This window comes from Streptomyces sp. NPDC005262 (genome assembly GCF_042872425.1).
GTDB lineage: Bacteria > Actinomycetota > Actinomycetes > Streptomycetales > Streptomycetaceae > Streptomyces.
The window spans coordinates 351443-375139 of sequence record NZ_JBIAKK010000007.1; the positions used below are offsets into that span (position 1 = coordinate 351443).

Here is a 23697-nt window from a genome sequence, read left to right on the forward strand (position 1 = left end):
CAGCGCGTAGCTCAGCCCCGGTCCCGGGCCAGCCGCTTGGTGAAGCTGAAGGCGACGATGGCAAACCGCTCCCGCAGATAGAAGCGGTGGGCATCCGTGCGGTGGGTCCCCGAGTCCAGACTGAACTCCAGGCATCCCGACTCCTGGGCGCGCTGCTCCAGATACCTCAGGAGCCGGCGGCCGACGCCGGTGGAGCGGGCGCGCTCCGCGGTGACCAGATCGTCGACGTACAGCTTGCGGATCTGGCTGGTGTTGTCGACGACGCGCCATCCGGCCGCACCCACGCATACGCCGTCGTCGTCGTAGCAGGCGGTGAAGCGGAGCCCCTGCGCGTGTCCCCTCCCGTACACCTCGCTGAAGAGGTCCTCCGTCAGATGCGGACGCAGTTCACGCAGGACGGGAAGCAGGTCGTCGGCCAGTCGGGGATCGCCGGGTTCGAGATCGAGAATTTTCATGGCAGAACTGTAGGCGGGTCGCCCGAGGCCCGAAGCCGGGCGGACCCTGACCAGGCAATCATCTGCAATGCACAGCTTCTGTGTAATACAACTAAATGCTCTGCAGACCTGCCGCACACACCGCCGCGTTCCGCGCCCGAGCCACCGCCCCTCCCTCCGCGAATCCCCTGGCTGCCATGGACCGCTCAATGGCATCCTGGCGACGTGAACGGACCGGAGATCCACCTCGAGGTCGACCCCGAACTGCGGCTCTTCGTCGCGCACGAGCGCCGCAACGGGCGCACGGTCGTGATCACCGACGGCGCCTCGACGCTCGGCCATGTCGTGGAGTCGCTCGGGGTCCCGCTCACCGAGGCGGGCCAACTGCTCGTCGACGGGCACCCCGTCCCCGTCTCGCACATCCCGGGCGCGGGTGAACTCGTCGAGGTGCGCGCGGTGGCACGCCCCCAGCGCATCGAAGGCGCGCCGCTGCGCTTCGTCCTCGACGTCCACCTCGGCACGCTCGCCCGGCGGCTGCGGCTGCTGGGCGTCGACGCCGCGTACGAGAGCGCGGACATCGGCGATCCGGCACTGGCCGCGCTGTCGGCGAGGGAACGACGGGTACTGCTCTCGCGCGACCGGGGACTGCTGCGGCGGCGGGAGATCTGGGCGGGCGCGTACATCTACAGCGACCGGCCGGACGACCAGCTACGGGACGTACTCGAGCGGTTCGCACCGGTGCTGGCCCCGTGGAGCCGGTGCACCGCATGCAACGGGCAGCTCACAGAGGCCGACAAGGACTCCGTCAGCGGCCAGCTGGAGCACGGCACACGGCGGTCGTACGACGTCTTCGCGCAGTGCGTGGAGTGCGGCCGGGTGTACTGGCGCGGCGCCCACCACGCACACCTGGAGAAGATCGTCGCCAGCGCGGTCCACGAGTTCGGTGACGCTTCCGATCAGGCCGGTCCACTGGTGTAGGCGGTGTCCGGCCGAGTCCCCACCGAGGCCGGCGGGGCCGTTACGGCCGCTCGGCGGTCAAGTAGCGCTGGACGGTGGGCGCGAGCCAGGCGATCACCTCGTCGCGGGACATCGAGGCGGCGGGCGCGATGCGCAGGACGTATCGCGCGAGCGCCATCCCCAGGATCTGGGACGCGGTGAGCGCGGCACGGCGTGGGGCATCCGCGGGGTCGGGGCAGACCCCGGCAGCTATCGGACCGAGCTGTTCGGCGAAGACCGCCCGCATACGCTCGGCACCCGCCTCATTGGTGACACCGACCCGGAGCAGCCCCGTCAGCACGTCGTCCTCCTCCCAGCGGTCCAGGAAGTGGGCGACGAGTACGGCCCCGATGTGCTTGCCGGGCAGTGCCCCGAGCGCGGGCAGGCGCAGATCGATCTCGGACGCGGCGGCGAACAGTCCTTCCTTGTTGCCGTAGTAGCGCATCACCATCGACGGATCGATGTTCGCGTCGCGGGCGATGGCCCGGATGGTGGCGCGCTCATAGCCGTCGGCTGCGAACCGCTCGCGGGCGGCTTCGAGGATCGCGGCCTTCGTGGCGTCCGAGCGGCGGGGGGCGCCGGAGGCTTCCGTCATCATGCCAACAATCGTAGGCCAACAGGTGTTGACTTGCCATATCCGTCGGATCTACATTTGCCAACAAGCGTTGACCCACACTCGTTGGCAAACGGCTTCAGGAGGCCGCCATGACCGGCAAGCCCAGCACCCGTGCGAAGGCCGACTCCACCCCCGACGCGCCGCGCAACGCGACCACCGCCGATGTCTTCGTGGTGGGCGCAGGCCCCACCGGGCTGCTGCTCGCGGGCGACCTCGCCGCGCGCGGCCTGTCGGTCACCGTCGTCGAGCGCCGCCGACGCAGCGCCAGCAACATGACACGCGCCTTCGCCGTGCATGCCCGCACCCTCGAGGTGCTCGACGCCCGCGGCCTCGCCGACGAGCTGCTCAAGACGGGCTCCCGCCTCACCAGGCTGCGGCTCTTCGGCAACCTTTCGCTCGACCTCTCCCGGCTCCGGTCCCGCTTCCCGTTCGTGCTGATCACCCCGCAGTACGAGATCGAGCATCTGCTGGAGGGCCGCGCGCTGTCAGAAGGGGTGCACTTCCGATACGGCACGAAACTGACCGGCCTGCACCAGTCCGCCGACGAGGTCACCGCCGAGGTGGAGGACTCCGACGGGACGCGGACCACCCTCTGCGCGCGCTACGCCGTCGGCACCGACGGGGTGCGCAGTGCCGTCCGCGAGGCGCTCGGGCTCCCCTTCCCCGGCAAGTCGGTGATCCGGTCCATCATCCTGGCCGACGTCCGGCTGACCGAGGAACCCGCGGCCCTCCTCACGGCCAGCGGCGTGGGGGACGCCTTCGCATTCATCGCCCCGTTCGGCGACGGCTGGTACCGGGTCATGGGATGGAACCGGAACCACCAGGCCGACGACACCGACCCCGTCGAGCTCGACGAGCTGCGCGAGATCGCCCGTCTCGCCCTGGGCAGCGACCACGGCATGCACGACGCCCGCTGGATCTCACGCTTCCACAGCGACGAGCGCCAGGTACCCGCCTACCGCACGGGCCGGGTCTTCCTCGCCGGGGACGCCGCTCATGTCCACTCCCCCGCGGGCGGCCAGGGCATGAACACCGGCCTCCACGACGCCGCCAACCTCTCCTGGAAACTCGCAACCGTGCTCCGGGGATACGCGGCGGACCCGGAGGCGCTCCTCGACAGCTACCACGACGAGAGGCACCCGGTCGGCGCCAAGGTGCTGCGCAGCAGCGGTGCGCTGGTCCGCCTCGCCATGGCCCGCACGCTGCGGCAGCGAGCGGTCCGCGCGGCCGCCACCCGCCTCCTGTCGATGGCGCGGCCGGCCGGCGACAAGGCGATGGGCATGATCTCCGGCGTCGGCATCGCGTACGGGGCGCCGCGCGGATCGCATCCCCTCACCGGAAAGCGCGCTCCCGACCTGGGACTGGTGGAGGGCCGCCTCCAGGAGGTGCTGCGTGACGGCGAATTCGTCCTCGTGACTCCCGCCCACACGCCCACACCGGTATCGCCGGCCCCGCTGGTGCACACGCACTGGACGGACGACCGCTCGACCGTGCTGCTCGTCCGCCCCGACGGTCATGTCGCCTGGGCGAGCGACCGGCCCGACCCCGCGGCGCTGCGGGCCGCCCTCACTCGATGACCGACGCCCACACCACCACCGCGGCCGGCAGCCGCGTGTCCGGCCCCGCCGGACACGCGGTCAGAAGACGTATTCGTCCCCGGTGGCAGGCGCCAGCACCTCATGCCGGTCGTTCTGCGGGTTCCGGTCGGTCACGCCGCCGTTCCACGCGGTGTCGATCCGTACGGCCACCTCGTTCGGCCGCCCCGCGAGCTGCAGTTCTAGCGCGAACTGCCGCCCCGGCGCCCCACCCGCACGCAACGGGCCTGTCCGGCACAGCAGGGTGCGGGCGTCGGCCTGCAGACAGGCGCTCGGCATCTCCTGCCGGCCGGTGAGGGCCACCGAGAAGCGCAGCCGCACGGTCGAGCGCATCACGTCCGACGGGCCATGATTCTCGCTGAGCAGCCAGACTCCGAGTGCCTCGCCCCACAGTGAGACATGGCCGTGGTAGGAGATGTCCGCCTCCGGCGCAACCGACCGGTAGGCCGGAACCGGCATGGCCGCAGGTCCGGCCACCGGCACGGGCGCCGGGACCGCCCCGCTCGCCTTTCCGGCCCCCCACATCACAGTCGACACCGTCGCCGCAGTCGCCATCGCGACGAAGACCATCAGTCGAGCCCTACGCGTCAGTACCATGCCCCGAAGATACTGATCAGTCCGAATCATCCTTATTTACACACCGGCTCGACACACCAACTCCACCCACCTGCCCCACCTTCCGGATCACCTCCCCCGAGTCATCCCGCCCCGCCCACATGAAACGCTGCTCCCATGGTCGTCGCCCGCTCAGTCGCGCTGTTCGTCGTCGCCGCGCTCTTCGAGATCGGCGGAGCCTGGCTCGTCTGGCAGGGCGTGCGCGAGCACCGGGGCTGGATCTGGATCGGCGCCGGAGTCATCGCCCTCGGTGCGTACGGTTTCGTGGCCACGCTTCAGCCGGACGCCGAGTTCGGCCGTGTCCTCGCCGCGTACGGCGGTGTCTTCGTCGCGGGTTCGATCGCCTGGGGCATGATCGCCGACGGCTACCGTCCCGGCCGCTGGGACGTGATCGGCGCACTGATCTGTCTGGCCGGCATGGCCGTGATCATGTACGCGCCCCGCAACCACTGACCGCGCCATCGATCCCCTCGGTGACCAGCACCGACCGCACCGGCCGCGCCGCTGAACGCACCACCCCCGGTCGGCCGACGAACGGCGCTCGTCCCGCCTGCCTATCCTGAACGTGTACCGATCAGCTGTCCGAGGAGTCGAGTCCGCATGGCCGCCACCCCCATCGCCGTGATCACCGGAGCGAGCAGCGGCATCGGCGCCGCGACAGCCCGCCGGCTGGCCGTCGCCGGCTACCGCGTCGTCCTGACCGCCCGCCGCAAGGACCGGATCGAGGCGCTCGCCGCCGAGATCAACGAAGCAGGCCACGAGGCCACGGCGTACGCCCTGGACGTCACGGACCGCGAGGCGGTCGACACGTTCGCCACCGCCTTCCGCACCCTCGCCGTCCTCGTCAACAACGCGGGCGGCGCACTCGGCGCGGACCCCGTCGCCACCGGCGACCCGGCCGACTGGCGCCAGATGTACGAGACGAACGTCATCGGCACCCTCAACGTCACCCAGGCCCTGCTCCCCGCCCTCACCGCAAGCGGGGACGGCACGATCGTGGTCCTCTCCTCGACGGCGGCCCTCGCCTCCTACGAGGGCGGCGGTGGCTACGTGGCCGCCAAGCACGGCGAGCACATCCTGGCCGAGACCCTCCGCCTGGAGATCGTCGGCACCCCGGTCCGCGTCATCGAGGTCGCCCCGGGCATGGTCAAGACGGAGGAGTTCGCCACCACCCGGTTCCGTGGCGACACCGAGAAGGCCGCCAAGGTCTACGCGGGCGTCGACGCCCCCCTCACCGCCGACGACGTGGCCGACACGATCACCTGGGCCGTCACCCGTCCCAGCCACGTCAACATCGACCTTCTGGTGGTCCGCCCCCGCGCCCAGGCCTCCAACTCCAAGGTCCACCGCACCCTCTGACAGCCGACAGCGACGCGCACACGCAGAAGAGCCCCGGACCACCACCACAGGGTCCGGGGCTCTTCCGTTCATCGGTGCGAGAGGCACTCAGCCCTTCACGCACACCACCTGCTTCAGCTTCGCGACGACCTCCACGAGGTCCCGCTGCTGCTCGATGACCTGCTCGATCGGCTTGTACGCGCCCGGAATCTCGTCCACGACGCCGGAGTCCTTACGGCACTCCACACCCCGCGTCTGCTCCTCCAGGTCCCGTGTCGAGAAGCGCCGCTTGGCCGCGTTGCGGCTCATCTTCCGGCCGGCGCCGTGCGAAGCCGAGTTGAACGACTTCGCGTTCCCGAGGCCCTTCACGATGTACGAGCCGGTGCCCATCGATCCGGGGATGATGCCGAGGTCCCCCGACCCGGCCCGGATCGCACCCTTACGGGTGACCAGCAGGTCCATGCCTTCGTACCGCTCCTCCGCCACGTAGTTGTGATGGCAGGAGATGACCGGGTCGAAGGTCACCCGGGCCTTCTTGAACTCCTTGCGGACCACGTCCTGGAACAGCCCCATCATGATCGAGCGGTTGCGCTTCGCGTACTCCTGGGCCCAGAACAGGTCGTTGCGGTAGGCCGCCATCTGCGGCGTGTCCGCGATGAAGACGGCCAGGTCGCGGTCGACCAGTCCCTGGTTGTGCGTCAGCTTCTGTGCCACCCCGATGTGGTGCTCGGCGAGTTCCTTGCCGATGTTCCGGGATCCGGAGTGCAGCATCAGCCAGACCGAACCCGATTCGTCGAGACAGAACTCGATGAAGTGGTTGCCCGACCCGAGCGTCCCCATCTGCTTCGTGGCTCGCTCCCGACGGAACTTGACCGCATCGGCCACTCCCTCGAACCGTCCCCAGAAGTCGTCCCAGCCCGCCGTCGCGAAGCCGTGCAGCCGCCCGGGGTCCACGACGTCGTCGTGCATCCCACGGCCCACCGGAATGGCCTGCTCGATCTTCGATCGCAGCCGCGACAGATCTCCCGGCAGGTCGTTGGCGGTCAGGGACGTCTTCACCGCGGACATTCCGCAGCCGATGTCCACCCCCACCGCAGCCGGGCAGACCGCACCGTGCATCGCGATCACCGAGCCGACGGTCGCGCCCTTGCCGTAATGCACGTCAGGCATGACGGCGAGCCCCTTGATCCAGGGCAGGGTGGAGACATTCTGCAGCTGCTGCATGGCGCCGCCCTCGACCGAAGCCGGGTCGGCCCACATGCGGATCGGGACCTTGGCCCCCGGTACCTCTACATACGACATAGTTCCTCGATTCCCCCGAAAAGTCAGAAAGCGCAAAACCGGTGCCAAGGTCGGCAAATGAGTCGGCCGACCGGCATTCACAGCGGCGCGTGCGATACACATTGTGTCCACCGGCCGCCATCGAGCGGCAACCGTTTTTCGCACGAAGGGAGCCCAGGATCGTGCGACGAATGGCGTACGTACCCGGCGCCGCGCTCCTTGCAGCGCTTGTCGTCGGCTGTAGCGCCGGCACCGGAACCGACGGCTCCGCCGCCGACAGCAGGCCCGGCGGCCCGACGGCCTCCCCCGCCGCACCGGCGGGCAAGTACCGCACACTTCCCGACCCTTGCCGTTCCGTCACGCACTCCACCCTGAAGGACCTGCTCCCGGGCGTCGCCGAACTGCCGGAGGACCAGCAGGAGAAGGCGTACGCGGGAACGGCCTCCGTGACCTACGACACGGACCGCCGCGTCGGCTGCACATGGAAGGCCGAGGCCCCGGACTCGTCCCGCACCCTCTCCCTCGACTTCGAGCGGGTCGTCTCGTACGACACCGCCGTGAGTGACGACGACCGCGCCGACGAGGTGTACGGGAAGAAGGAGGCCGCCGCCCATCTGCCGCCCTCCGCATCGGACACCCCCTCGGACTCGGGCTCCCCGTCGGGCTCGGCGCCGAGCGACGCGACGACCGACGAGGAGACCGACGGAAAGGGCGGCGACGGGTCCACCGGAGCCACCGAAGACCTTCAGCCGCGTATCCTCGACGACCTCGGAGATGCCGCATTTCTGGACGATCTACTCATCCAGGCAGGTTCCGCCGCGCAGCACCGGACGGTGAGCGTGGTATTCCGCACATCGAACGTCATCGTGACCGTCCAGTACACCGACCAGCCCGCCCTCTCGACGGAGATCCCCGACAGCGAGGAACTGCAGGAGAAAGCCCAGGCGCTGGCCCGGAAGCTGGTCGACAAGTTCAGCGAATAGCCCCGTGCCGAGCGGCCCGGACCGGATCCGGTCGCCCTCGGCGGTCCACCCGGCCGAGGCGGCATCCGGCCGCCGTCCGTCGTACCGTGGCCCTCCGGAACACCCGCCCGACCGCCCACCCGCGCCGCCCGCGCCACCCGAGTGAAGGAACCATGCACCGATCAGCCTCGCGACTCACCCGCATACTCGCCTGCGCCGCCGTCCCGGTGATGCTCGTCGTCGCCGGCTGTTCGTCGGACTCCGGCAGCAAGAAGGAGTCGGACGGCTCGTCCTCCTCCGCTCCGGGCGCGAAGAAGTCGGCGGCGGCGGTCGCGCCGGCGAAGTTCGCCGAGCTGCCCGACCCGTGCAAGGCGATCTCCACGAAGACGATCACCTCGCTGGTCCCCAAGGCCAAGAGCAAGGCCGGCTCGCCGGCCACGTCCAGCGACACCTCGGCGCGCGCCGGCTGCTCCTGGAACGGCCTCGACGACAACGGCGTCAAGGGCTCGCAGTACCGCTGGCTCGACGTCGGCTTCACCCGCTTCGACTCGGACCAGGCCCTCGGCAGCGGCGCCAAGCGCGCCGAGGACGACCTCACGAAGCAGCTCGCCAAGACCAGGACGGCCGAGGGTGCGAAGAAGATCACGGAGGCGCCCGTCAGCGGTATCGGCGAGCAGGCCACCAAGGTCACGTACGACCTCACCAAGACCGGCGAGGACTTCAAGTACGCAACGATCGTGGCCCGTACGGGGAACGTCGTCGTCACCCTGACCTACAACGGCGCGGGTTACGCGGGTGCGAAGACGCCGTCCGGCTCCGACATCCTCAAGGACGCCGAGAAGGCCACCAAGGAAGCCGTCGCCGCGGTCGCCGACACCAACGGCACCGCCGACGACAAGCAGTCGAGCCCGTCCGCGAGCCCGTCGAAGTCGGCCAAATCCTCGTCGAACTAGGCGTCACAGGGCCCCGGACCCGGACCCGCCGCCGCTCGCCCGGCAGCCGCCCCGATTCCCAACCCCCCCTGCCCAGAAGCGGTTTTACGAAGCCCGGTCCTGCCCCGAGGACCGGGCTTCTCCCCTCCCCGCGCAACGCACGGCACACACATGTGCCAGGCTGTGCCCGCCAGAAGTCGAAGAAGGGGACACAGGGAGGGGATCGCGGGTGGCCGCGATGCAGCTGACACGCACGCACCGGGTACTCATCGGGGTCGTCGTCGCCGGCGCGGCAATCATCGCCGCGATCGGCTTCGCGGGCTCGTACGCCGCCGTGCGCGCGCTCGCAGAACAGAAGGGCTTCGGGAACTTCTCCCTGGTCTTCCCGATCGGCATCGACGCGGGCATCTGCGTGCTGCTGGCGCTGGACCTGCTCCTGACCTGGATGCGGATACCGTTCCCGCTGCTGCGCCAGACGGCCTGGCTGCTGACCGCCGCGACGATCGCCTTCAACGGCGCCGCGGCCTGGCCCGACCCGCTCGGCGTCGGCATGCACGCGGTGATCCCGGTGCTGTTCGTGGTCGCGGTCGAGGCCGCCCGGCACGCGGTCGGCCGGATAGCCGACCTGACGGCCGACAAGCACATGGAGGGCGTCCGGCTCACCCGCTGGCTGCTCTCCCCCGTCCCCACGTTCAAGCTGTGGCGCCGGATGAAGCTGTGGGAGCTGCGTTCGTACGAGCAGGTCATCAAGCTCGAACAGGACCGGCTGATCTACCAGGCCCGGCTCCAGGCCCGTTTCGGCCGGAACTGGCGCCGCAAGGCCCCCGTCGAGTCCCTGATGCCGCTGCGGCTGGCAAAGTTCGGCGTTCCGCTGGCCGACACCGGCCCGGCCGGACTGGCCGCAGCGGGCATCGAACCGGTCCTGCTGCCCCCGGCCCCGGAACCGGCCGCCGTCGAGACGGTCCACCCCCAGGCCGAGTTGCCGTACACCCCGCAGCAGCAGTACGCCGAGCCCCAACAGCACCATCCGCAACAGCGCGCCCACCCCTCCGACCCCGCCGCCGAGGAATGGCCGCAGGAGGGCCCCGGCTCGCACGAGAGCCCGTGGTTCGCGGCGCCGCAGGTCCCGGAGGGCGCGTACGAGGGTGCGTACAACCCGACGTACGTCGAGGGCCTCGAGCCCACCCCGGTCATGATCCCGTCGGGCCCGGGCGGCCGTACCCGCCCGCTGGGCAACGTGGGCACGATCGGCGCGGTCCCGCACCCCCGTAGCGAAGAGCCCCTGCCGGAGTCGCTGGAGCAGCCCCAGCAGCCCCAGGAGCCCGCGGCGGACCCGGTCGAGTGGGCGCAGGAGGACGCCGAGTTCGGCGAAATCGCCTACGAGGTGTTCAGCGCTTACACGCACCAGCACAACGACTACCCGAGCGTCGAGGTCCTCGACATTCATCTCTCGGACGGCCACAACGTCAGGCACCCGCGCAGCGCGGCCCTGCTCCGCCGTCTGCTGCCGGGTTTCAAGCAGCGCTTCGACAACGAGATGGCCGAGAACCACATCGCGTGAGCGATCCGGGCCCGTCACCGCGCGAGGACGGACCGGAACCGGCACGACGGAGGGCCGTCACCCACATCACCGGGTGACGGCCCTCCGTACAGCGGGCAGCTACGCGCCCAGCAGCTTCCGCACCCGCTCCGCACCCACGGCCAGCAGCAGGGTGGGCAGCCGCGGCCCGGTGTCCCGGCTGACGAGCAGCCGGTACAGCAGCGCGAAGAACGACCGCTGCGCGGTCTTCAGCTCGGGCGTCGGCTTGGCGTCCGGCTCCAGCCCCGCCAGGATCTTCGGCACGCCGTAGACGAGCGTCGTCAGCCCGTCCAGCGACCAGTGCGAGTCCAGCCCGTCCAGAAGCAGCTGCAGCGACCGGCGCCCCTCCTCGTCCAGCGAGCCGAGCAGCTCCTTGTCCGGCTCGTCGCGGACGATGGTGCGGGCCTCGGCCGGAACCTGGCTGGTGATCCAGTTCTCCGCGCGGTCGAGCCGCGGCCGCGCCTCGTCGAGCGAGGCCAGCGGGTTCTCCGGGTCCAGGTCGCTCAGGATGCGCAGCGTCTGCTCGTCGTGCCCGGCCGTGATGTCGACCACGGACGCGAGCGTGCGGTACGGCAGCGGACGCGGGGTACGCGGCAACTCACCGGCGGCCGTGCCGATGGCCCGGGCGTACGCGGCGGCGTCGGCGGGCAGCACGGAGCCGTCGCCGACCTTGCGGCCCAGCGAGTCCCACTCGTCGTACAGCCGCTGGATCTCCTGGTCGAAGGCGATCTTGAAGGACTGGTTGGGCTTGCGGCGCGCGTACAGCCAGCGCAGCAGCGGCGCCTCCATGATCTTCAGCGCGTCGGCCGGGGTCGGCACACCGCCCTTGCTGGAGGACATCTTCGCCATGCCGGAGATGCCGACGAAGGCGTACATCGGGCCGATCGGCTGCACACCGTCGAAGACCTCACGGACGATCTGGCCGCCGACGACGAACGACGAGCCGGGCGACGAGTGGTCCACACCGCTGGGCTCGAAGATCACGCCTTCGTACGCCCAGCGCATCGGCCAGTCGACCTTCCAGACCAGCTTGCCGCGGTTGAACTCGCTGAGCCGGACGGTCTCGGCGAAGCCGCAGGCGGTGCACGTGTAGTTCAGCTCGGTCGTCTCGTCGTCGTACGACGTGACGGTCGTGAGGTCCTTCTCGCAGTTGCCGCAGTAGGGCTTGTACGGGAAGTAGCCGGCCGAGCCACCGCTGCCGTCGTCCTCGCTCGCCGCGCCGGAGCCCGCCTCGGCCTCGAGCTCGGCGTCGTCGACCTTCTTCTGCTGCTGCGGCTTCTTGCCCTTGCCCGCGGCCGCCGGGTCCTTCTTCGTGCGGTACCGGTCGAGGACTGCGTCGATGTCGGCCCGGTGCCTCATCGCGTGCAGGATCTGCTCGCGGTAGGCCCCCGCCGTGTACTGCTCGGTCTGGCTGATGCCGTCGTACTCGACGCCCAGTTCGTCCAGCGCGGCCGTCATGGCGGCCTTGAAGTGCTCCGCCCAGTTGGAGTACGCGGACCCGGCCGGGGCCGGCACGGACGTCAGCGGCTTGCCGATGTGTTCGGCCCACGACTCGTCCACGCCGGGGACGCCCGCCGGGACCTTCCGGTAGCGGTCGTAGTCGTCCCACGAGATGAGGTGCCGGACCTGGTGCCCCCGGCGGCGGATCTCGTCCGCGACCAGGTGCGGGGTCATGACCTCGCGGAGGTTGCCCAGGTGGATCGGGCCCGACGGCGAAAGACCGGACGCGACGACGACCGGTTTGCCAGGCGCACGACGCTCCGATTCGGCGATGACCTCGTCCGCGAAGCGGGAGACCCAGTCGGCCTCGGTGCTGCTCTGACTCTGAGCCACGGTCGGCACGTCCTTCTCTCTGGTAGGGCTCGTAGGGGCACCGTCCATTCTCCCAGGTCCCACCGGCAGCGCGAAAACGGCTTTACAGTGCGTGGGATACTGGGCGTGATCCCTTGTACCCCTACGGAAACGGCAGCCGTCCCATGGCCTCGGTCAATTCCCTCGCTTCCACGCTCCAGCAGCAGCTGGCGGACGCCCTGACGGCAGCTCTGCCGGATGCCGGCACCGCGGACCCGCTGCTGCGCCGAAGCGACCGGGCCGACTTCCAGGCCAACGGGATCCTGGCCCTCGCCAAGAAGCTGAAGGGCAACCCGCGCGAGCTCGCGTCCCAGGTCACGGCCGCGATCCCGGCGGGCGACCTGATCAAGGAGATCGAGGTCTCCGGCCCCGGCTTCCTGAACATCACGCTCAGCGACAAGGCGATCATCGAGACCCTGGCCGCACGCGCCGCGGACGACGAGGGCCGCCTCGGTGTCCCGTACGGGCAGAACGCGGGCACGACGGTCGTCGACTACGCGCAGCCGAACGTGGCCAAGGAGATGCACGTCGGCCACCTCCGGTCCGCGGTGATCGGTGCCGCCATGGTGGAGGTCCTGGAGTTCACCGGCGAGACCGTGGTCCGGCGCCACCACATCGGCGACTGGGGCACCCAGTTCGGCATGCTCATCCAGTACCTGATCGAGCACCCGCAGGAGCTCGACCACCGGGGCGGCGAGGAGCAGGACGGCGAGGCCGCCATGTCCTCGCTGAACCGGCTCTACAAGGCGTCGCGGGCGCTCTTCGACTCCGACGAGGAGTTCAAGGCCCGCTCCCGGGACCGGGTGGTCGCGCTCCAGGCCGGTGACGAGGAGACGGTCGCGCTCTGGCAGCGGTTCGTCGACGAGTCGAAGATCTACTTCTATTCGGTCTTCAACAAGCTCGACATGGAGATCCGCGACCCCGACATCGTCGGCGAGTCCGGTTACAACGACATGCTCGAGGAGACCTGCCGGATCCTGGAGGAGACGGGCGTCGCCGTCCGCTCCGAGGGCGCGCTGTGCGTGTTCTTCGACGACGTGAAGGGCCCGGACGGCAACCCGGTCCCGCTGATCGTCAAGAAGACGAACGGCGGTTACGGCTACGCGGCGACCGACCTCTCCGCGATCCGCGACCGGGTGCAGAACCTCAAGGCCAGCACCCTGCTGTACGTCGTGGACGCGCGGCAGTCGCTCCACTTCAAGATGGTCTTCGAGACGGCCCGCCGGGCAGGATGGCTGAACGAGGACGTGAAGGCGCACCAGCTGGCGTTCGGCACGGTGCTCGGCAAGGACGGCAAGCCCTTCAAGACCCGTGAGGGCGAGACGGTCCGGCTGGTCGACCTGCTGGACGAGGCGATCGAGCGGGCGACGGCCGTCGTGCGCGAGAAGGCCGAGAAGGTCGGCCTGACCGAGCAGGAGATCGTCGAAAACGGCGAGTACGTCGGCATCGGCGCGGTGAAGTACGCCGACCTCTCCACGTCCGCCGTGCGGGACTACAAGTTCGACCTGGACCAGATGGTGTCGCTGAACGGCGACACGTCCGTGTACCTCCAGTACGCGTACGCCCGTATCAAGTCCATCCTGCGCAAGGCGGGCGAGATCCGGCCGGTCGCGCACCCGGAGCTGGAACTGGCCCCGGCCGAGCGGGCGTTGGGCCTGCACCTGGACCAGTTCGGCGAGAACCTCGCCGAGGTGGCGTCCACGTACGAGCCGCACAAGCTGGCCGCGTACCTCTACCAGCTGGCCTCGCACTACACGACGTTCTACGACCAGTGCCACGTGCTGAGCGACGAGAATCCCGCCGGGGTGGTCGAGAACCGGCTCTTCCTCTGCGACCTGACCGCCCGCACCCTGCACCAGGGCATGGCACTGCTCGGCATCCGCACCCCCGAGCGTCTCTGACCCTCCGTCTCCCCCTGTGACCTGCGAAATCGCCTATTGACCGGAGGTCGGTCACCGGGCGACAGTGACGCGGCCGACCTGTTCGGCACGGACGCGAAGTCACAGGGTGGGGACGGACCATGCAGGTTGTCGGCGAAGAGGACAGACCGGCGCGCGCGGAAGCGGAAGCGCTGTTGCGGGCGGGACGGCTTTTCGAGGCCCGGTGCACGGCACAGGACGCGCTAGACGCGGACGGGCCGGACGCCGGGCTCTACGTCGTTCTGGGACGGTCCCATGCGGCTGAGGACGCGGATGACGAGGACGATCTCGCCGAACGGGTCTACCGCACAGGGCTGGCCGCGTTCCCCGACAACCTCGACCTGCTCGCCGCCTACGCGGAACTCTGCCTGAACAGCGACCCGTTCGACCGCCCCGCCCGGTACGGGCACGGCCCCGAGCTCGCCGAGCGGCTGCGCCAACTGGCTCCGGGCTCTCCTCAGGCGCTCCGCCTCGAACAGGCCGCCTCGCGCCGCGGCAGCCCCACCGGCAGGACCGGCACGCTGCCACCGTCGGCGTCCCGTGCCCAGCGTCACGACGCCCGCGAGGCACTGACCGCGGCAGCGGCAGCAGGCGTGGCTCCGCGCGAGGCCGCGCACAGCGCCCGGGAACAGGCGGACGAGCACCCCTCCGACCTCCGTCTCGGCGTGCGCGCCGAGACCCTCGCAGCACTGGCCCGCCCTGGCCTGGCTCCGCTCCGTCTCCTGGTACGCGCTCCGCTGGCAAGCCTGGCGGCACTCTCGGTGGCCGTGGGCGCCGCTGTCCTGGCCGTACCGGCGGTCCACCTGCCGTGGTGGGTCTCGTTCGCGGGCCCAGTGCTCTGCCTGCCGCACCGGATACTCGCGCTCCTGCTGCGCGCGGCCCGTCGCCGGGCCGCGACCACCACCGCCCCGCCCACCGGCACCGAGGCGCCGGAACCGACCGCATACCCCGCGCTCCAGCCCGTCCCCGGGATCTCGCGCCGGGAGCGGGCCGTGTCCCTGACCGCAGCTCTCGTCGTCGTCGCCGCAGTGATCACCGCCGGGGCGTGGTCGGACGCCCGGTACCGGTCCTACCCGCACTACACGGCATCCCCTCCGGCCGTCTTCCGGGGAGCGCAGCTGCTCCCCGACACCCCGGCCGGAACCGCCCTCAGCAATGCGATGACGGTCGAAGGGGACTTGGGGGACAGTGAGCCATTCACGTACATCTACGGGACGCCGGGCCGCACGCGGCCCGAGGCCATGGTGTTCGGCGCGATCGGCGACTTCCACGACACCTCGCCCGAGGTCGTCGGCTTCTTCGAGCAGGGGCTGCGGGAACTCACCTCGACGGCCGGCACCGCCTGGAACGCCGACCCGGGTGACGACGGCGGGTGGCTGCGCTGTGTGGCGTACACGCCCGTCGTCGACAGCGGTGCGCGCCAAGTGGCGTGCAGCTGGGCCGACAAGGGCAGTCTGGGCACGGTCGTCGTCAACGAGGAGGGGCTGGACCACGAGTCCGCGGCCGGGCTGGCCCGCGCGCTGCGCCACGCGATCCTGCACACGGGCCCCGAGGTCTGACAGGGTTCGCCACCGCTGGCCCTGGACCCTGCTTCGAGCCCCGGCACGGCGGCCCGCGCGGCCTCGTCGCCGTACACATCCGTCTGCCCGACGACGAGCCCGTCACCGTCGGCCGCCACAACGACCTGCTGACGCCGGGGCCGGGCCGCCGGTTGTCGGTGGCGGCCTCTAAGGTCACCGACATGGCGACGCTCCCGAACCCGCTCCCGTCACTGGCCACTTCCGGGCTCCAGCTCCCGCCCGGCACCCTGGTCGACACCACTAACGACGGCCCGTGGCACGAACCCCTGCTCTGGTACGCGGACGGGCCCGCGACCCCGGACACCTGGCCCCGGCTGCTCACCGAGGGCAGGACGGTCGGGCTGCTCCCCGTCCTCCTGGACGGCGGACCACGCGGCGAGTGGCCCGAGAAGTGGGAGCTCAGCCCCGGCATCACGTCGTACCCGGGCGACCACCACGCGGATGACGTGCTGGGCGAGTTCTGGGAGGAGTACGCGGAGGACGAGCTGGAAGGTGCGGCCATCGAGCCGTTCGGCCCGGAATGGCCGGGCCTCGCGCCCACCCCGTCGGCGAACGGCCCCGTCGACGCGGAGGAACGGGCCGCGGGGATAGCCGCTCTGCTCACCGACGCGGACGGCCGGATGCCGGGAGCCCGGGCGGCGCTGGTCCCCGCGCGGCGCAGCGCGGACATACCGGCGGCGATCGGCTGGGCGGGACCACTGAACCACGAGAACGACGTGGCGCGGCTCTGCGCGGTGCTCCGGTCCTGGGAGGACCGCTTCGGCATACGCGTGGTGGCGCTCGGTTTCGACCATCTGATCGTCTCGGTGGCCACCCCGGCTGCCACTGCCGACGAAGCGGTAGCGGTCGCCGCCGAGCACTTCGCGTTCTGCCCGGACAACATCGCCCACAACACCCCGGACACCCTGCGCGCCTACGCGGACCAGTACGTGCTGGGCGAGGATTCCTGGTCGTTCTGGTGGGACTGAGCGAGTGGTGCTGACTGCTCGCTCACCAGGACTCCCCGGCCACCCGAACCCCCTCCGGCTCCCCCTCTTCATGAGCACGTGGAAGACCGCGGTTGCCGTGGCCGCCTGGAGGGGCGGACCACGGGAACGGGCCGGTCACCCGGTCCTTGGGACAGGGGCCGAGGAATGCAACCGCCGCCGACGGGGAAACGCACACATCATGGATCGGACAGACAGCCTCATCGAGCAGTTCCGCGCGCTGCCCGCCGAAAGCGACGAAAAGCGCGCACTCATCGCCGCAATGGGCGACATGCTCGCCGACCGCCCGGACCATCCGGCCGCCGTGCCCTTCCTCGCCTCGGTGACCGCCGACTCGGAGGAGTACGACCTCGCACGGGTCGAAGCCACCATGGTCCTGCGCCTGCGGCCGCCGACCGAGGCCGATTTCCGGCTCCGCGCGGGCCGGGCACTGCTGACCGTGCTGCGCGGCCCCGACGAGAACCTGGTCCGCCAGTACGCGGCCATGGCACTCGGGCCCTACGCCGACGATCCGGAGGTCCACGAGGTGCTGGCCGCCGCCGTCATGGACGACTTCGACCGGCTCGTACGGGACAACGCCCTGGCGGCACTGGACGAGGCGGGCCCCAGCGACGAGCGGATCGAGCTGCTGCACCGGCTGTCCGCGGACGCCGCGCTGGGCCACGAGGCGGTCCGCATCCTCTCGTCCTGGGGCCTGGAACCCGCGGCCTGAGGCGACGCCGGCTCCAGGTGTCCGCTGCTACGAACGGCGCAGCCGCTCGGCGACCTCCGTCGCCCAGTACGTCAGGATCATCTGTGCACCCGCGCGCCGGATCCCGGTCAGGCTCTCCATGATCGCCGCGTCGCGGTCGATCCAGCCCTTCTCGGCGGCGGCCTCGATCATCGCGTACTCGCCACTGATCTGGTACGCGGCGACCGGCACATCCACCGCGTCGGCCACCTTCGCCAGGATGTCCAGGTACGGTCCGGCCGGCTTGACCATGACCATGTCGGCGCCCTCGTCGAGGTCGAGCGCCAGCTCGCGCAGGGACTCACGGGCGTTCGCCGGGTCCTGCTGATACGTCTTGCGATCGCCCTTCAGCGACGATCCGACCGCCTCACGGAACGGCCCGTAGAACGCCGACGAGTACTTCACCGTGTAGGCGAGGATCGACACGTCCTCGTGCCCGGTCTGGTCGAGAGCGTCGCGGACCACGCCGACCTGGCCGTCCATCATGCCGCTCGGGCCGACCACATGGGCGCCCGCATCCGCCTGGACCTGGGCCATCTCGGCGTACCGCTCCAGGGTGGCGTCGTTGTCGACGCGGCCGTCGGCGGTCAGGACACCGCAGTGACCGTGGTCCGTGTACTCGTCGAGGCACAGGTCCGACATGACGACGAGATCGTCACCGACCTCTTCGCGCACCGCGCGCAGACCGACCTGGAGGATGCCGTCCGGGTCGGTGCCCGCGGTTCCCCGGGCATCCTTCTTCTCGTCCGTCGGAACGCCGAAGAGCATGATCCCGGAGACCCCGGCCGAGACCGCGTCGACGGCGGCCTTCCGGAGGGTGTCCAGAGTGTGCTGCTGGACACCGGGCATGGCCGAGATGGCGACGGGCGCCGTGATGCCCTCGCGTACGAACGCGGGCAGGATCAGGTTCGCCGGGTCGAGCCGTGTCTCGGCGACCATCCGCCGCATCGCCGGGGTCGTCCGCAGCCGCCGGGGGCGGGAGCCGGGGAAGTTTCCGTACACAGTCATCCTTCGACGATAGACCCGTACACATCACCGTCTTACCGACACCTGTGCCGGAAAAACGAACGGGAGACGGGCCGGCGAACAGGCAGGGGCCCGGCTGCCGAAGCAGCCGGGCCCCTGAGCACCCTCGACATTCCCGAACGGGCCGGTCAGGTCGTCGTACGACGCCTCCGCGCGCCAGGACGCCGCTCGCTCGGCCGCGTCACCGGGTCACCGGCCTCCTTCGCCGCGTCCCGGCGCTGCGCGCCGAAGTCGGCGAGCGCCGCGGCCAGCTTGTGCACCGACGGTTCCGGCGACAGCACGTCCACCCGCAGACCGTGCTCCTCGGCGGTCTTCGCCGTGGCAGGGCCGATACACGCGATGACGGTCACGTTGTGCGGCTTGCCCGCGATGCCGACCAGGTTCCGGACGGTCGACGACGAGGTGAAGAGCACCGCGTCGAAACCGCCGCCCTTGATGGCCTCACGGGTGTCGGACGGCGGCGGCGAGGCGCGGACCGTGCGGTACGCGGTGACGTCGTCGACCTCCCAGCCCAGCTCGATGAGCCCGGCGACCAGCGTCTCCGTGGCGATGTCGGCGCGCGGCAGGAAGACACGGTCGATCGGGTCGAAGACCGGGTCGTAGGGCGGCCAGTCCTCCAGCAGACCGGCGGCGGACTGCTCACCGGACGGCACCAGGTCCGGCTTCACACCGAAGTCGATCAGCGCGGCGGCGGTCTGCTCGCCGACCGCCGCGACCTTGATCCCGGCGAAGGCACGGGCGTCGAGCCCGTACTCCTCGAACTTCTCGCGGACGGCCTTGACCGCATTGACGCTGGTGAAGGCGATCCACTCGTAGCGGCCCGTGACGAGGCCCTTGACCGCACGCTCCATCTGCTGGGGCGTACGCGGCGGCTCGACGGCGATGGTCGGGACCTCGTGCGGCACGGCGCCGTACGACCGCAGCTGGTCGGAGAGCGACGCCGCCTGCTCCTTCGTACGCGGCACGAGCACCTTCCAGCCGAAGAGCGGCTTGGACTCGAACCACGAGAGCTGGTCGCGCTGGGCGGCGGAGCTGCGCTCACCGACCACGGCTATGACCGGCTGGTGCCCGTCCGGCGACGGCAGCACCTTCGCCTGCTTGAGCACCTGGGCGATCGTCCCGAGCGTCGCCGTCCAGGTGCGCTGCCGGGTCGTCGTACCGGCGACCGTGACGGTGAGCGGGGTGTCGGGCTTGCGGCCCGCCGATACCAGCTCGCCCGCGGTGGCCGCGACCGAGTCCAGCGTCGTCGAGACGACAGCCGTGGCGTCGCTCGCGCCGATCTCGGTCCAGCAGCGGTCCGAGGCGGTGCGGGCGTCGACGAACCGGACGTCGGCGCCCTGCGCGTCACGCAGCGGCACGCCGGCGTACGCGGGCACGCCCACGGCGTTCGCGACACCCGGGACGACCTCGAAGGGGATGCCGGCGGCGGCGCAGGCAAGCATCTCCGCGCCCGCGGACCCGTCCAGGCCGGGGTCGCCGGAGACGGCACGGACGACCCGCCTGCCGCCCTTCGCGGCCTCCATGACAAGATTGGCCGCGTCCCTGAGAACGGGCACCCCGGCGGCTGTTGACGACACGTCAACAACCGCCAGCTCAGGCGTGCTTACGCCTGCCCGCGCATGCCCGCGAACAACGCCGAGCACGTCGGGCTCGGCGACAAGGACGTCCGCGCTCGCGAGCGCCTCGACAGCGCGCAGAGTCAGCAGTCCCGGATCGCCGGGACCGGCGCCGAGGAAGGTGACGTGCCCTGCGGACAGGACAGGAAAGTCGGATGCGGCGGGGCCGGTGGGGCTCAAAGTGCTCGCTCCCCCATAAGACCGGCCGCACCCTTGGCAAGCATCTCGGTCGCGAGCTCGCGACCGAGGGCCGCCGCGTCGTCGTGCGACGTGGGGACGGGACCGGTGATGGACATCTGTACCAGCGAGGCGCCGTCGGTGGAACCGACGACACCGCGCAGGCGCAGTTCGTTGACAGCCTGTCCGTCGACCAGGAGGTCGGCCAGCGCACCCACAGGTGCGGAACAGCCGGCCTCCAGGGCGGCGAGCAGGGAACGCTCGGCGGTCACGGCGACCCGGGTGTACGGGTCGTCGAGCTCGGCGAGCGCGGCGGCGAGGTCCGCGCTGGTTGCAGCGCATTCGATCGCCAGTGCTCCCTGACCGGGAGCGGGCAGAACGGTGTCGACCGGCAGGAAGTCGGTCACCTCACCGGTCCGGCCGAGGCGGCTCAGCCCGGCCGCGGCGAGAACCACCGCGTCCAGTTCACCGCTTCGTACAAATCCGATACGCGTATCGACGTTGCCACGGATCGGCACGGTCTCGATGTCGAGGCCGTGGCTGCGGGCGTACGCGTTGAGCTGCGCCATGCGGCGCGGCGAGCCGGTGCCTATGCGGGCACCGGACGGCAACTGCTCGAAGGTCAGCCCGTCCCGCGCCACCAGCACGTCGCGCGGGTCCTCGCGCCGCGGTACGGCAGCCAGCACGAGGCCCTCGGGCTGTGTGGTCGGCAGATCCTTGAGCGAGTGGACGGCGAAGTCCACCTCGCCTCGCAGCAGCGCCTCACGCAGCGCCGCGACGAACACGCCGGTGCCGCCGATCTGCGCGAGGTGCTCCTTGGAGATGTCTCCGTACGTGGTGACCTCGACGAGCTCGACGGCGCGCCCGGTCACCTCGCTGACCGCGTCGGCGACCAGGCCGGACTGCGCCATGGCGAGCTTGCTGCGCCGGGTGCCCAGCCGGAGCGGCGCGCCGGTCTGCGCGCGGGGTGAGTTGTCGGTCATGACCGCCCTCGATTCGGGTCGTTCAGGTCTGCCCGGGAGACGGCGGCGACCGTCTGCGGGTCGAGGTCGAAGAGTTCCCGCAGAGCGTCGGCGTACCCGGCGCCGCCGGGCTCACTGGCGAGCTGCTTGACCCGCACGGTGGGCGCGTGCAGGAGTTTGTCGACGACGCGGCGCACGGTCTGCGTGATCTCGGCGCGCTGCTTCTCGTCCAGGTCGGGGAGGCGTCCGTCGAGCCGCGCGATCTCGCCGGCCACCACATCGGCGGCCATGGTGCGCAGGGCCACCACGGTCGGGGTGATGTGGGCGGCACGCTGGGCGGCACCGAACGCGGCGACCTCGTCGGAGACGATGGTGCGCACCCGGTCCACATCGGCGGCCATCGGAGCGTCCGCGGACGCCTCGGCGAGCGACTCGATGTCGACGAGGCGCACGCCGGGGAGGCGGGCCGCCGCGCCGTCGATGTCACGCGGCATGGCGAGGTCGAGCAGGGCGAGCCGGACGGTGCCGGTGGACTGCGCGGGCACGATGGCCCTGCGCACGGCCGGCGCCTGCACGGGCGTGGCGGCGGAACCGTTCTCCACCCACGCGGCGTGCTGGTCCAGGTCGGCGGCGGGCACGGCGGGCGCCTCGACGGCGATGGCGGCCGCGTCGAACGGCAGGCCGAGCGCACCGGCGACGGTCTCACCGGTCAGGACGAGTCCCGTCGCACCGGTACAGGACACAACGACATCGGCACGTGTCAGTTCGTCGGAGACCGCGGCCATCTCGACCGCCCGGGCGGTCACTCCCGTGCCACCGGCCTGGCCCAGGATCTCGACGAGCCGGTCGGCGCGGGCCCGGGTCCGGTTGGCGACGACGATCTCGGCGACACCGGTACGGGCCAGCGTGGCGGCGGCCAGCGACGACATCGAGCCGGCACCGATCACCAGAGCACGCTTGCCCCGGGCCCAGTCGGCAGTGTCGGCGCCGCCCGCGAGCTGCTGCAGGCCGAAGGTGACGAGCGACTGCCCGGCCCGGTCGATCCCGGTCTCGCTGTGCGCGCGCTTGCCGACCCGCAGCGACTGCTGGAACAGGTCGTTCAGCAGCCGGCCCGCGGTGTGGCTCTCCTGCCCCAGCGCCAGCGCGTCCTTGATCTGGCCCAGGATCTGGCCCTCGCCGACGACCATGGAGTCCAGGCCGCACGCCACCGAGAAGAGGTGGTGGACGGCCCGGTCCTCGTAGTGCACATAGAGATACGGAGTGAGCTCGTCCAGCCCGACCCCGCTGTGCTGCGCGAGGAGCGTGGACAGCTCGGCGACGCCCGCGTGGAACTTGTCCACGTCGGCGTACAGCTCGATGCGGTTACAGGTGGCGAGGACGGCGGCCTCGGCCGCGGGCTCCGCGGCCAGGGCGTCCTGCAGCAGCTTGGACTGCGTCTCGGCAGCCAGCGACGCCCGCTCCAGTACGGAGACCGGGGCGCTGCGGTGACTCAGCCCAACGACAAGGAGACTCATGCCGGCATCACGGCGGGCATGTCCCCGTCGGGTCCCTTCCGGCTGCTCGCGGCGGTGCGCACGGGCGGCGCGGCCTGGTCGGCGCCGCCCCCGGCCTCGGCTTCCTCACCGGCCTTGCGCTGCTCGTGGAAAGCGAGGATCTGAAGTTCGATCGAGAGGTCGACCTTGCGGACGTCGACGCCGTCGGGCACGGAGAGCACCGTCGGCGCGAAGTTCAGGATGGAGGTGACGCCCGCGGCGACGAGGCGGTCGCAGACCTGCTGGGCGGCACCGGCCGGGGTGGAGATGACACCGATCGACACGCCGTTGTCGCTGACGATCTTCTCCAGTTCGTCGGCGTGCTGGACGGCGATCCCGGCGACGGGCGTACCGGCCATCGCGGGGTCCGCGTCGATCAGCGCGGCGACCCGGAAACCGCGGGAGGCGAAGCCCCCGTAGTTGGCGAGCGCGGCGCCGAGATTACCGATACCGACGATGACGACCGGCCAGTCCTGGGTGAGCCCGAGCTCGCGGGAGATCTGGTAGACGAGGTACTCGACGTCGTACCCGACGCCACGCGTTCCGTAGGAGCCGAGGTAGCTGAAGTCCTTGCGCAGCTTGGCAGAGTTAACTCCCGCCGCCGCGGCGAGTTCCTCGGACGAGACCGTGGGGACCGAGCGCTCGGAGAGCGCGGTCAGTGCGCGGAGATACAGCGGAAGCCGGGCGACGGTGGCCTCGGGAATTCCTCGGCTACGGGTCGCCGGTCGGTGAGTTCGGCCAGTTGCCACGGTGCTCCTGCGGGATGAGCGGGGCTGCAGGCGGCCGTATGTTCCAAGACCGCCCCGTCGAGTGCAGGCTATGTCTTTGTGAACGCGTGCACAAAGATGGTGTCCGTTTTGTCCGGTCAAAGTGACCGGGGTCACGCACATCCGTCGCGCGATCCCGGAACCTTGGATCGCATCAGCCCGTTGCAGGCCCGAAGGGGGCAAAGCCGCACACACTCCTCACA

The 23697-nt window shown here is 70.7% G+C and carries 21 protein-coding genes; 11 read left to right on the top strand and 10 right to left on the bottom strand.

The window, feature by feature from the left end; genetic code table 11:
• Window positions 1–11: 11 nt before the first annotated feature.
• Window positions 12–455 carry a GNAT family N-acetyltransferase gene (locus ACFYP5_RS20545; protein ID WP_389037801.1) on the bottom strand — a complete coding sequence of 148 codons (444 nt, stop codon included), beginning with the start codon at window positions 453–455 and terminating at the stop codon, window positions 12–14.
• A gap of 204 nt (window positions 456–659) precedes the next feature.
• Here ACFYP5_RS20545 and ACFYP5_RS20550 point away from each other — a divergent pair, with 204 nt between their 5' ends.
• Window positions 660–1412, top strand: a complete 753-nt coding sequence (locus ACFYP5_RS20550) for a Mut7-C RNAse domain-containing protein (protein ID WP_389037804.1) — start codon at window positions 660–662, stop codon at window positions 1410–1412.
• A gap of 40 nt (window positions 1413–1452) precedes the next feature.
• On the opposite strand, the gene ACFYP5_RS20555 is transcribed toward ACFYP5_RS20550, so the two are convergent.
• Complete coding sequence (locus ACFYP5_RS20555; protein ID WP_389037807.1) at window positions 1453–2028, bottom strand: TetR family transcriptional regulator; 576 nt, start codon at window positions 2026–2028, stop codon at window positions 1453–1455.
• A gap of 107 nt (window positions 2029–2135) precedes the next feature.
• Here ACFYP5_RS20555 and ACFYP5_RS20560 point away from each other — a divergent pair, with 107 nt between their 5' ends.
• A complete protein-coding gene (locus ACFYP5_RS20560; protein ID WP_389037810.1) occupies window positions 2136–3623 on the top strand; it encodes an FAD-dependent oxidoreductase in 1488 nt (495 codons plus the stop codon).
• Window positions 3624–3683: 60 nt separating this feature from the next.
• On the opposite strand, the gene ACFYP5_RS20565 is transcribed toward ACFYP5_RS20560, so the two are convergent.
• Window positions 3684–4238, bottom strand: coding sequence for a hypothetical protein (locus ACFYP5_RS20565; protein WP_389037812.1), 555 nt, complete (start codon window positions 4236–4238; stop codon window positions 3684–3686).
• A gap of 135 nt (window positions 4239–4373) precedes the next feature.
• Between ACFYP5_RS20565 and ACFYP5_RS20570 the strand changes: the two genes are divergently transcribed.
• Both ACFYP5_RS20570 and ACFYP5_RS20575 read left to right on the top strand, forming a co-directional pair.
• Window positions 4374–4709: a YnfA family protein gene (locus tag ACFYP5_RS20570; protein ID WP_030974282.1), complete on the top strand. Its 336-nt coding sequence runs from the start codon at window positions 4374–4376 to the stop codon at window positions 4707–4709.
• 147 nt (window positions 4710–4856) lie between these two features.
• Window positions 4857–5615 (top strand): SDR family NAD(P)-dependent oxidoreductase, encoded by a 759-nt coding sequence (locus tag ACFYP5_RS20575; RefSeq protein WP_389037815.1) that lies wholly within the window; start codon window positions 4857–4859, stop codon window positions 5613–5615.
• A gap of 87 nt (window positions 5616–5702) precedes the next feature.
• Here the strand turns inward: ACFYP5_RS20575 and ACFYP5_RS20580 are convergent, their stop codons facing one another.
• Window positions 5703–6896, bottom strand: a complete 1194-nt coding sequence (locus ACFYP5_RS20580; protein ID WP_389037818.1) for an RtcB family protein — start codon at window positions 6894–6896, stop codon at window positions 5703–5705.
• Window positions 6897–7066: 170 nt separating this feature from the next.
• Between ACFYP5_RS20580 and ACFYP5_RS20585 the strand changes: the two genes are divergently transcribed.
• The 3 genes from ACFYP5_RS20585 to ACFYP5_RS20595 all read left to right on the top strand — a co-directional run bounded on the left by ACFYP5_RS20585 (window position 7067) and on the right by ACFYP5_RS20595 (window position 10330).
• Window positions 7067–7858 carry a DUF3558 domain-containing protein gene (locus tag ACFYP5_RS20585; RefSeq protein ID WP_389037820.1) on the top strand — a complete coding sequence of 264 codons (792 nt, stop codon included), beginning with the start codon at window positions 7067–7069 and terminating at the stop codon, window positions 7856–7858.
• Window positions 7859–8010: 152 nt separating this feature from the next.
• Window positions 8011–8790 (top strand): DUF3558 family protein, encoded by a 780-nt coding sequence (locus ACFYP5_RS20590; RefSeq protein ID WP_389037823.1) that lies wholly within the window; start codon window positions 8011–8013, stop codon window positions 8788–8790.
• Between the two features lie 208 nt (window positions 8791–8998).
• Window positions 8999–10330: a DUF2637 domain-containing protein gene (locus tag ACFYP5_RS20595; RefSeq protein WP_389037825.1), complete on the top strand. Its 1332-nt coding sequence runs from the start codon at window positions 8999–9001 to the stop codon at window positions 10328–10330.
• Window positions 10331–10429: 99 nt separating this feature from the next.
• Here the strand turns inward: ACFYP5_RS20595 and lysS are convergent, their stop codons facing one another.
• Window positions 10430–12190: a lysine--tRNA ligase gene (gene lysS / locus ACFYP5_RS20600; protein ID WP_389037828.1), complete on the bottom strand. Its 1761-nt coding sequence runs from the start codon at window positions 12188–12190 to the stop codon at window positions 10430–10432.
• A 134-nt stretch (window positions 12191–12324) separates the two neighbouring features.
• On the opposite strand from lysS, the gene argS reads away from it, so the two are divergent.
• The 4 genes from argS to ACFYP5_RS20620 all read left to right on the top strand — a co-directional run bounded on the left by argS (window position 12325) and on the right by ACFYP5_RS20620 (window position 17396).
• Entirely contained in the window at window positions 12325–14100 is a 1776-nt protein-coding gene (argS, locus tag ACFYP5_RS20605; protein WP_389037831.1) for an arginine--tRNA ligase, read from the top strand.
• Between the two features lie 119 nt (window positions 14101–14219).
• Complete coding sequence (locus ACFYP5_RS20610; protein ID WP_389037834.1) at window positions 14220–15677, top strand: hypothetical protein; 1458 nt, start codon at window positions 14220–14222, stop codon at window positions 15675–15677.
• Window positions 15678–15859: 182 nt separating this feature from the next.
• A complete protein-coding gene (locus ACFYP5_RS20615) occupies window positions 15860–16666 on the top strand; it encodes a DUF4253 domain-containing protein (RefSeq protein WP_389037836.1) in 807 nt (268 codons plus the stop codon).
• Between the two features lie 199 nt (window positions 16667–16865).
• Window positions 16866–17396 carry a HEAT repeat domain-containing protein gene (locus tag ACFYP5_RS20620; RefSeq protein WP_389037839.1) on the top strand — a complete coding sequence of 177 codons (531 nt, stop codon included), beginning with the start codon at window positions 16866–16868 and terminating at the stop codon, window positions 17394–17396.
• Between the two features lie 27 nt (window positions 17397–17423).
• On the opposite strand, the gene hemB is transcribed toward ACFYP5_RS20620, so the two are convergent.
• From hemB to ACFYP5_RS20645, 5 genes are all read right to left on the bottom strand, one after another.
• Complete coding sequence (gene hemB, locus ACFYP5_RS20625; protein ID WP_030928139.1) at window positions 17424–18422, bottom strand: porphobilinogen synthase; 999 nt, start codon at window positions 18420–18422, stop codon at window positions 17424–17426.
• Between the two features lie 146 nt (window positions 18423–18568).
• A complete protein-coding gene (locus ACFYP5_RS20630; RefSeq protein WP_030974229.1) occupies window positions 18569–20236 on the bottom strand; it encodes a bifunctional uroporphyrinogen-III C-methyltransferase/uroporphyrinogen-III synthase in 1668 nt (555 codons plus the stop codon).
• Window positions 20233–21216: a hydroxymethylbilane synthase gene (gene hemC / locus ACFYP5_RS20635; protein ID WP_389037842.1), complete on the bottom strand. Its 984-nt coding sequence runs from the start codon at window positions 21214–21216 to the stop codon at window positions 20233–20235. Before hemC ends, ACFYP5_RS20630 begins: the two co-directional genes overlap by 4 nt.
• A complete protein-coding gene (locus ACFYP5_RS20640) occupies window positions 21213–22709 on the bottom strand; it encodes a glutamyl-tRNA reductase (RefSeq protein WP_389037845.1) in 1497 nt (498 codons plus the stop codon). Before ACFYP5_RS20640 ends, hemC begins: the two co-directional genes overlap by 4 nt.
• On the bottom strand, window positions 22706–23476 hold the full coding sequence (locus ACFYP5_RS20645) for a redox-sensing transcriptional repressor Rex (protein WP_389037848.1): 771 nt from the start codon (window positions 23474–23476) through the stop codon (window positions 22706–22708). The genes ACFYP5_RS20640 and ACFYP5_RS20645 overlap by 4 nt, the downstream gene beginning before the upstream one ends.
• Window positions 23477–23697: the final 221 nt, after the last annotated feature.